The following is a 6,308-nucleotide window of genomic DNA, read 5'->3' on the forward strand; positions in this document are numbered from 1 at the left end:
CATGATTACCGGTGCTGCTCAGATGGATGGCGCAATCCTCGTGGTTGCTGCTACTGATGGCCCAATGGCTCAGACTCGCGAGCACGTTTTGCTTGCTAAGCAGGTTGGTGTCCCGAAGATTCTCGTAGCTTTGAACAAGTGCGATATGGTTGATGACCCAGAGCTTATCGATCTCGTTGAAGAAGAGGTACGTGACCTCCTCGAAGAAAACGGCTTCGATCGCGATTGCCCAGTCATCCGCACTTCTGCTTACGGTGCTTTGCACGATGAAGCTCCAGATCATGACAAGTGGGTTGAAACCGTTAAGGAGCTTATGAAGGCTGTTGACGAGTATGTTCCAACTCCAGTTCACGATCTTGACAAGCCATTCTTGATGCCAATCGAAGACGTATTCACCATCTCCGGTCGTGGTACCGTTGTTACCGGTCGTGTTGAGCGTGGTAAGCTCCCAATCAACACCCCAGTTGAGATTGTTGGTTTGCGTGACACCCAGACCACCACCGTTACCTCCATCGAGACCTTCCACAAGCAGATGGATGAGGCTGAAGCTGGCGATAACACTGGTCTTCTTCTCCGCGGTATCAACCGTACAGATGTTGAGCGTGGTCAGGTTGTGGCTGCTCCAGGTTCTGTAACACCACACACCAAGTTTGAAGGCGAAGTTTACGTCTTGACTAAGGATGAAGGTGGCCGTCACTCGCCGTTCTTCACCAACTACCGTCCACAGTTCTACTTCCGTACCACCGATGTCACTGGCGTTATCACCTTGCCAGAAGGCGTTGAAATGGTTCAGCCTGGCGATCACGCAACCTTCACTGTTGAGTTGATTCAGCCAATCGCTATGGAAGAGGGCTTGACCTTCGCTGTTCGTGAAGGTGGCCGTACCGTTGGTTCCGGTCGTGTGACCAAGATTCTTGCCTGATTTTCTTCTTCTATGAATTATCAAGCATAATCGTTAAAGCGATAGCTTAATAAAGACCTCGTGAGTGTGTATTTCACTCGCGAGGTCTTTTTGTATTTTTGTACTGTATTTTTCGGGAAATAATGGCTCAAATAACATGGGAAAATCACGAAAATGACATGAGAATAAGGCGAGTGCTAGTTTATGAAGTTAATGCATATTTATCTTTTTAGGAATTTTTACGAATTATGTATGTAAATTAAATGTTAAATAAAAATATTTTCGATGTTAATTAAGTTTATTCAATGGGGGGGGGTATTGGCTTTATTATGCCATTTTTTAGTATGGTAGATAATTTTTTTCTGTTTTAATACTGCTTTTATGCTGTTAAATCAAAGATTTTTATTACATAAATAGTGATAGAGTTTCCAACAATATTTCTTCTGCGCTTTAGTCGTTTGGGGGATATGTTCATATTCATTCGAGAGGAGATTGTTGTGAAGTTCACTAGAACGTCATACCTAACTCGGTTAGCAGCATTAGGCATTGCTGCAGCAACATTGCTCGTGCCGTTAAGCCAGGCAAATGCTTCTGAAAATAAAAATAATGAAGAAACTAGTACAAGTTTTGCTATAAAAGATACAAAAGATAAGTCATCTAATCTACTAGAGTCTTCTGCTAAAAAATTAGCTCACAAGAATCTTATAGATAGTGAAAAGCTATACAAAAAATTTGGTTCTAAAACAGTTGTAAATTCTAAAAAACCAATTACTGTTATAGTCACTTTAAAGAAGCAGCCGAAAACTCCTTCTAAGCAACAAGAACAGGATAACAAATTTAATCAAGATCAATTGATTAAAAAATGGTCTTCCAAGTACGATATGAGCGTTCGCCGTCAATTCGGCTATCTTATGAATGGATTTGAAGCAACTCTTCCATATAACAGAATTATCGATTTACAAAATGAGCCTGAAATTGCTTCTGTTGCAAAAGAACGTCTATATTACCCTCTTGAAAATTATGCTCGCACGTTACAGGGTATGAATGAAGAATTTAAGAAGAAGGGTCTTGATGGTACTGGAATGCTTGTTTCAATTATTGATACAGGTATTGATCCAAGCCATCAAGATATGAAGCTTGATGATTCAGCTAAGAGCCATTTGAAAATGAAACCAAGAAAAGGTTTCACAGATAAAGTTCCAGATGGTTATAACTACGCTGATGAAAATTATACTATTACAGATAACGGTGCTGAACAGCATGGCATGCACGTAGCTGGAATTGTTGCAGCTAATGGTGATGAAGGAAATAAATTAGCTAAAGATAATTGGCGTGTAGATGGCGTTGCTCCAAACGCACAGCTGCTTGCTATGAAAGTATTCTCAAATATGCCGGGTTCGCATGGCGCTCGTGATTCGGATATAGTTGCTGCAATTGAGGATTCTGTTAAACTCGGTGCAGATGTAATTAACATGTCACTTGGATCTGATAATGGCTTTAGTGGCACATCAAGTGCTACAGGATTAGCATTAAAGAAAGCTAGAGATGCAGGAGTACTTCCAGTTATTTCTGCTGGAAACTCCGGTTTGAATTTCTCTCCATCTGGTGGTGAAGACGATGCGCTTGGAAAATGGGATGATGCAACTTTAGGATCTCCTGCAGCTTTTCCTGAAGCTTTTAGCGTAGCTTCTGTTGAAAATTCTAACATTACTCAGCTTAAATCCGAGTGGTTTGACAAGGATAATACTAAAACTGGAATTCCGTATTCACCTGCCTCAGGAAAAGCTGATAATAAAGCTCATGAGCTTGTAAATATTAACTTTGGCGAAGAAGATGATGTTAAAGATTTGGATCTTACTGGAAAATATGCTTTAGTTGAGCGTGGTAAGATTTCATTCGTTGATAAGTTCCAGAATGCTATAGATCATCATGCTTCTGGTGTGATTGTTTATAATAAAGCTGGGGATTCATCACAGTTCCTTGGCATGGAAGGCGTTGATAAATTCACATGCTTTGGAGCATCAATTCGTCGTGAGGATGCTTTGAAGATTGTTGACGCTATGAAAAACGGGAAAGTGAAAATTTCCTTTAGTGATTCATTTATGGTTAATAATAATCCAGAAAATTTGAAGCCATCAACGTTTACATCTTGGGGTCCAACTCCAGAACTTGATTTTAAGCCTCAAATTGCTGGCATTGGTGGAAATGTTTGGTCCACACAGAATGGAAATAAGTACACAAGCATGTCTGGTACTTCCATGGCTGCCCCAAACGTTTCCGGTCTTTCAACTTTAGTAATTGAGAATTACAAGAAGCGTTTCCCTCATCTTTCTGCAGTAGAGCGAGTTAAGAGAGCAACTCAAGCGTTGATGAATACGGCGCAGATTCTTGGCAAATCTAAGAAGGTCAATGATATTGGTACTAATAAACTTGTCCCATATGCTCCTCGTCAAATTGGTGCAGGTTTAGCGCAAGTTGATAAAGCTGTTGCTACTAACGTGATTGCTACAGTAGACGGAAATTCTTATGTAGCACTTCGTGAAGTTAATGGTGAACGTAATATTACTGTTAATCTCCATAATTACAGTGATACTCCAGTTGAGTATGAAATTCCTCAGCAAGATGTTGTTAATGAGTCAAACAATAAGGGAAAGAATACTGAAACATTTATTAGCGCTAATGATTCTTTGACAACTTTAACTAGAGCTGTAACTGTTCCAGCTCAGCAAACGGTTAAAGTTTCGTTCAATCTTGGAGTTGATTCTTCTCATGATCATTATGTTGAAGGTTGGGTACGTTTCACTTCTAAGACTAAAGGTCAGCCTGATTTAGCAGTTCCATATTTAGGATTTGCTGGTAATTGGAATCGTGAAAATATTATCCTTTCTCCTAAAGATACTTATGGTCCTTCGGGAACAAAATTATTTGCAGGACCTTATTTCATGCAACCGGCAGTGCAAGTAAATAAGGAATCTGACACCATTTATGAGTTCTCTCCTAATGATGACGGTGTATTAGATTCGTTAGTTCCAAGCATGGTATTGTTGCGCAATGCTTCTGATTTGCGTTATTCGATTCTCGATGATAATAACAGAGAATTGCGAGTGCTAGGTGAGGAGCATGATGTTTCAAGAATTAGCTTAGGTAATTTTGGTTCTCTTGATAAAGCTGAAGCTAATTACACTTCTCCTATAACTAAGTTTGATGGTAAAGTATACAATCCTCAAACAGGAAAATTTGAAACTCTTCCTGATGGATATTACAAGTATCGTATCTCAGCTCGTTTAGGTGATAAATTCGCTTGGCAGCATTGCGATATGAGATTCAAGATTGACACACATAAGCCGGAAATGATAATTTCTGATCCTGTTAATGTGAAAGTTGATGATGAAGATGATGATGGTCATCCAATAAAGAAAGATGCGCAAAAAGTTACTATTCGCGTCAAAGATGCTATGAAAAGCGAACTTAGTGATTTGATGGTTTCAAGTCAATCAGGTGATAAAACTATCCACACGTATGATGATTGCACTAAAGATAATGAAGGTTATCGCGTATGCGATGTTATTTTAGATAAAGATGACACTTATATTGGTGCAAGTATAAAAGATATGGGTGGCAACTGGAATGATCAAAGTAAGGTCTTTAAAGATAAATCTTTGTATCTTACAGGTAAAAGCGTGCTTGATGGTGAGAAGCTTGGTTTGAAGGATTTGAAAAATGGTAAGGTTGATCTTATAGGCTATGTAAGTAAAGATATAAGTACTGTGAAGGTTAGCGTTACTAACGGTAGTGATACTGTTCAAACTCTTGATTTGAAACCTGAAAACATGAAGTTTGACGCAGGCTTATTGTTGAAAGACGGTAAGAATGATGTCAAAGTTGAAGCTTTTAATTCTTCAAACACATTAGTTGCTTCAGATAGCCTTACAATTTACTTTAATTCTAATATGCCAACTATTAGTGTTACGAATACTAACAGTGATGGAATGTTAGTTGTTAATGCTGATGGTTCAGTAGAAATCAAGGGTAAAGTTACGAACACAAATAAGCTTAAAGTTCGTTATAAGCGTGCAAAAACAGATTCAGATCCTGACGAAACTGATTGGATGACTGGTAAGAAGAAAACTACTATTGATGCTAATGATGAAGTCACAGTCAACTCTGATGGAACTTTTGATGTTACTGTAAAGCCTCTTGAAAGCGAAAAAAGCGTTTCGCTTGTTGCTATGAATGATGGTAACAGTGTTAAGCAAGATATTGGCTTAGCTGGTCGTGCTACTGTATCGAAAGCTGATACTAGCGATGAAGATGAGTCTTTGAAGTTGATTGTTGCTGATAATATGAATCTTCTAGATAAAAACTATACTTGGATTCATAGCGATAAAACTGATCCAAAAGATATCACTAAAGATTCTCTTACATTAAGAGGTCATGTAGATAAGAGTAAGAATATTACGTCTATATCGTTTACTAAAGCAAATCGTGTAAAAGATGATGGCGAATATGAAAATCCAGAGCCAATAACTACAGCGCCGGATGAAGAAGGTAATTTTGCTATAACGTTGCCTATGCATCCTGGAGTTAATGATTTCCATCTTCTTATTCAATCTGGAGAAAATAAACTCTTTGATGGTCCAGCTGCTATTTACTTTGATAATGAAGCTCCAAAAATTACATTATCTAAGCCAGAGCTTTATGATAATACGCTCTTTACTAATAAAGATACTGTAGATTTTGAAGGTACTTTAAGTGATGACGCATTTGGATATGATTTCTATATCAATGGTTCTGTAGTATCTGATTTTATGTCTTACGATGGTGGTGGAGCTGATGTGAATCGTAAAAGCTTTACTACTACTGTTCCTGTATCCAATAACGATCATATTCTTATGCAATTTGGAGATAAGAATAAGTATCAATTTGCTGGAATGATTCCTGTAGTTGTTGATAAAGATTTGCCAACTATTGATAGTAATTTGCAAAAGAATCAAAAGATAGACGATTCATATAACATTACAATTAACGCAAAAGATAAGAATATTAAATCTCTTCATGTGTTGATTGATGGTGTTGAAGTTGGTTCTGCAGAGAATAACTTACGCAAGACATTAGCAGCAAGTTTGCTTTCTGAAAAAGAAAGTGATGTAGAGAATAATAAACCTGCAGTTCCAGGTAAGGATAATTTGACTGTTAATGTTTCTGGTAAAGATATCAATGCTGGTAATCATACAATTACTATTCAAGCAGAAGATTATGCAGGGAATATTGCTGTTGATAATTCGTCTATCGATTTTGTAAAGCTTGCTCCGCCAGCTCCGTCTGTTGACGTGAAAGCTCCTCAAGCGCCTGAGTCTGTTTCGAGTCTTGATAAGTCTGTTAAGGGTAATCTTGTTGTTGGTGCAAA

The 6,308-nt window shown here is 38.2% G+C and carries 2 protein-coding genes; both read left to right on the forward strand.

The features are described from left to right. On the forward strand, positions 1–922 hold a 922-nt coding region (locus tag Q0X59_RS06020; protein WP_297643894.1), incomplete at its 5' end, for an elongation factor Tu. 476 nt (positions 923–1,398) lie between these two features. Beyond that, on the forward strand, positions 1,399–6,308 hold a 4,910-nt coding region (locus Q0X59_RS06025), incomplete at its 3' end, for a S8 family serine peptidase (RefSeq protein WP_297643896.1).

It is taken from the genome of uncultured Gardnerella sp. (genome assembly GCF_947280595.1).
Taxonomy (GTDB): Bacteria; Actinomycetota; Actinomycetes; order Actinomycetales; family Bifidobacteriaceae; genus Bifidobacterium; species Bifidobacterium vaginale_A.